Origin of the sequence: Streptomyces sp. (assembly GCF_031178505.1) — a bacterium.
Classification (GTDB): Bacteria; Actinomycetota; Actinomycetes; order Streptomycetales; family Streptomycetaceae; genus Streptomyces; species Streptomyces gulbargensis.
Genome location: NZ_JAPSIW010000692.1, coordinates 1 through 3,743, shown reverse-complemented (window position 1 = coordinate 3,743; position 3,743 = coordinate 1). Strand labels below are relative to the sequence as shown.

3 protein-coding genes and 1 pseudogene are annotated in these 3,743 nt (G+C 75.2%); 2 read left to right on the top strand and 2 right to left on the bottom strand.

Annotated elements, in window-relative coordinates; all coding sequences use genetic code 11:
* Positions 1 to 39 precede the first annotated feature (39 nt).
* The gene (locus RIF68_RS30595) at positions 40 to 453 is read right to left on the bottom strand and encodes a RidA family protein (protein WP_309054523.1); all 414 of its coding nucleotides are present in this window, start codon (positions 451 to 453) and stop codon (positions 40 to 42) included.
* A complete protein-coding gene (locus RIF68_RS30590; protein ID WP_309054522.1) occupies positions 450 to 1,622 on the bottom strand; it encodes an acyl-CoA dehydrogenase family protein in 1,173 nt (390 codons plus the stop codon). The genes RIF68_RS30595 and RIF68_RS30590 overlap by 4 nt, the downstream gene beginning before the upstream one ends.
* A gap of 162 nt (positions 1,623 to 1,784) precedes the next feature.
* On the opposite strand from RIF68_RS30590, the gene RIF68_RS30585 reads away from it, so the two are divergent.
* Positions 1,785 to 3,407: an AMP-binding protein gene (locus tag RIF68_RS30585; RefSeq protein ID WP_309054521.1), complete on the top strand. Its 1,623-nt coding sequence runs from the start codon at positions 1,785 to 1,787 to the stop codon at positions 3,405 to 3,407.
* Between the two features lie 64 nt (positions 3,408 to 3,471).
* A pseudogene (locus tag RIF68_RS30580) lies at positions 3,472 to 3,743 on the top strand (PaaX family transcriptional regulator); the annotation flags it as partial.

The following is a 3,743-nucleotide window of genomic DNA, read 5'->3' as shown; positions in this document are numbered from 1 at the left end:
GTTCGACCCTAAGCCCGCCCCGGTCACCTTTCCAGTCGATCAGGCGGGCGGCGGGTCGTCCAGGACCGCGAAGCCGTCCAGCTCGACCCGCGCCTGCTCGTCCCAGAGCCGTACGACACCGACGACGGCCATCGCCGGGTAGTCCCGGCCCGCCAACGCCCGCCAGACGCGGCCGAGTTCGTGGGCGTGCAGGCGGTAGTCGGCGACGTCGGTGGTGTAGACCGTGACCCGGGCCAGGTCGGCCGGGGTGCCGCCGGCGTGCCGCAGCGCGGTCAGGAGGTTGCCGAGCGCGGTGGCGAACTGCTCGGTGAGGGTCTCCCCCACGACCTTGCCGTCGGTGTCCAGGGCGGTCTGCCCGGCGAGGAAGACCAGGCGGGTGCCGGTGGCGGTGACCGCGTGGGAGAAGCCGGTGGGCGGCGACAGTTCGGCGGGGTTGTGCCGGTGCAGGCTCATCGGGACCGGACCTCCTCGGACGGGGCGGAGGCAGAAGCGCTTTCCGCCGTGCGCGCGCGCCCGTACAGCTCCTTGGCGACGATCGCGCGCTGGACCTCGCTCGCGCCCTCGTAGATCCGGGGGGCCCGCACCTCGCGGTAGAGGTGTTCGAGGAGGTGGCCGCGCTGGAGGGCGCGGGCGCCGTGCAGCTGGACGGCGGAGTCCACGACGTACTGGGCGGTCTCGGTGGCGAACAGCTTCGCCATGGCGGAGCGCCGGGGCACCTCCGGATCGCCCGCGTCGTACGCGGCGGCGGCCGCGTACACCAGGAGGCGGGCGGCCTCCGTGCGGGTGGCCATCTCGGCGATCCGGTGGGAGACGCCCTGGAGGTCGGCGAGGACGCCGCCGAAGGCGGGACGGGCGGCGGTGTGGGCGAGGGCCGCGTCGAGGGCGGCCTGCGCCATGCCGACGGCGAAGGCGCCGACGCTGGGCCGGAAGAGGTTGAGGGTGGTCATCGCGACCCGGAAGCCGCCGTCGGGCGGGCCGAGGAGGTCCTCGGGGCCGACCGGCACCCCGTCGAAGGTGAGGGTGCCCAGGGCGTGCGGGGCGAGCATGTCGAGCGGTTCCCCGCCCAGGCCCGGCCGGTCGGCGGGAACGAGGAAGGCGGTGACGCCGCGCGCGCCGGCACCCCGGGTGGTGCGGGCGAAGACGGTGGCGAAATCGGCCTCGGGGGCGTTGGAGATCCACTGTTTCTCGCCGTGCAGCCGCCAGCCGCCGCGCCCGTCGGGGACGGCGTCGAGGGCGAGGGCGGCGGCGTCGGAGCCCGCGCCCGGCTCGGACAGCGCGAAGGCGGCGACGGCCCGTCCGGCGGTGGCCTCGGGGAGCCAGCGGGCCCGCTGCGCGGGGGTTCCGAAGGCGGCCACGGGATGGGCGCCGAGCCCCTGGAGGGCGAGGGCTGTTTCCGCCTCGGTGCACTCGCGGGCCAGGGACTCGCGCAGCAGGCAGAGGTCGAGGGCCCCCGCATCGAAGACGCGGGCGAGGAGGCCGAGCTCGCCGAGCGCGGCGACGAGGGGCCGGTTGACGCGGCCCGGTTCGCCCTTCTCGGCGAGGGGGCGCAGGCGCTCGGCGGCGAGGGCGCGGAGCTCCGCACACCAGGTGGTCTGTTCCGGATCGAGCGAGAATGCGGGCATGTGGGCCCTCTCCGACGCCCTCGGGCGTCCCTCTTCCCGCGCCCTGGAGCGCGTGTGCCACGGCGCCCTCCGGCACCCTTGTCGCGAACCGTTGACTGTCGTCACCATCACGATACGCTCGTGGGGCGCCGGACGACCCCACCTCGACAGGGGGACGGATCCATGGAGCTGACGCCCTCGGCCCATCTCGACACCTTCGCCCGCGACCATCTGCCGCCGCCGGAACGGTGGCCGCGCCTCCTCTTCGAGCTGCCCGAGCTGGCCTACCCGGAACGGCTCAACTGCGGCACGGAACTCCTCGACCGCACGCTGGAACGATTCGGCGCGGACCGGCCGGCCTTCCACGACGGCGAGGGCGGGGTGTGGAGCTACGGGGAACTGCGGGACCGGGTGGACCGGATCGCCCATGTCCTCACCGCCGACCTCGGCCTCCTTCCCGGCAACCGCGTCCTGCTCCGGGGGCCCACCACCCCGTGGCTCGCCGCCTGCTGGCTCGCCGTGATGAAGGCGGGCGGGGTGGCCGTCACCGTCCTCGCCCAGCAGCGCGCCCCCGAGCTGGCCGTCATGGCGGAGATGGCCCGCTGCACCCACGCGCTCTGCGACGCCACGGTCCTGGACGAGCTGCTCGCCGCCCGGGTGCCGGGCCTGCGCGTCACCCCGTACGGCGGGGACGGCCCGGAGGACCTGCTCGCCCTCGCGGAGCGCCGGTCCGGTCCGTACGAGGCGGTGGCGACGGCCGCCGACGACGTGGCGCTGATCGCGTTCACCTCGGGCACCACCGGACGGCCCAAGGGCTGCGTCCACTTCCACCGGGACGTCCTGGCCGTCGCCGACACCTTCTCGGCGCGCGTGCTGCGGCCCGCGCCCGACGACGTGTTCGCCGGTTCGCCGCCGCTCGCCTTCACCTTCGGCCTGGGCGGGCTGGTCCTCTTCCCGCTGCGGGCCGGGGCGAGCGCGGTGCTCCTCGCGCAGGCCGGACCGAAGCAGCTGCTCGCCGCCGTCGAACGCCACCGGATCTCCGTCCTCTTCACCGCCCCGACCGCCTACCGGGTGATGCTCGACGAGCTGGACGCGGGCACCGCCCCGGACATCGGCTCGCTGCGCCGCTGCGTCTCCGCCGGGGAGAACCTCCCCGAGGGCACGTGGAAGGCCTGGTACGCGCGGACCGGCCTGCGCCTGATCAACGGGATCGGGGCGACCGAACTGCTCCACATCTTCATCTCGGCCGCCGACGGCGACATCCGCCCCGGCACGACCGGCCGCCCGGTGCCCGGCTGGCAGGCCCGCGTCGTCGGCCCCGACGGGGCTCCGGTCCCCGACGGCGAGGAGGGGCTGCTCGCGGTACGCGGTCCGGTCGGCTGCCGCTACCTGGCCGATCCCCGCCAGGCCGAGTACGTCCGGGACGGCTGGAACATCACCGGCGACACGTACGTCCGCGAACCGGACGGCTACTTCCGGTACGTCTCCCGGGCCGACGACATGATCATCTCGGCCGGCTACAACATCGCGGGACCCCAGGTCGAGGAGGTGCTGCTCGGCCACCCGGACGTCGTGGAGACGGCGGTCGTGGGCCGCCCGGACCCGCTGCGCGGCCAGGTCGTGGTCGCCTACGCGGTGGTACGGGACGGGGTGCCGCGCGACTCGGTGACGGCCGCCTCGCTCCGGGCCTTCGTCCGGTCCCGTCTCGCCCCGTACAAGTCGCCGCGCGAGATCGTCTTCCTGGACGCCCTGCCCCGCACGGCGACCGGCAAGCTCCAGCGCTTCCGGCTGCGCGATCCCGCCTGACGGGCGGGGAGCGGGCGTACCGGCCGGTCCGCGCGCGTGGCGCGACAGGCCTAAAGTGATCACCGTGGCCGAGCAGCACACCCCCCGTTCCCTGATCGTCTCGTTCTACGGCGCCTACGGCCGTGGTCCCGACGACGCCCCCGTACCGGTGGCCGCGCTGATCCGGCTGCTCGCCGTGGTCGGTGTGGACGCGCCGTCGGTGCGGTCCTCGGTGTCGCGGCTGAAGCGGCGCGGGCTGCTGCTGGCGCGCCGGACGGCGGACGGGGCCGCCGGATACGCCCTGTCGGAGGAGGCGCGCCGGCTGCTCGACGACGGCGACCGCCGCATCTACGCCCG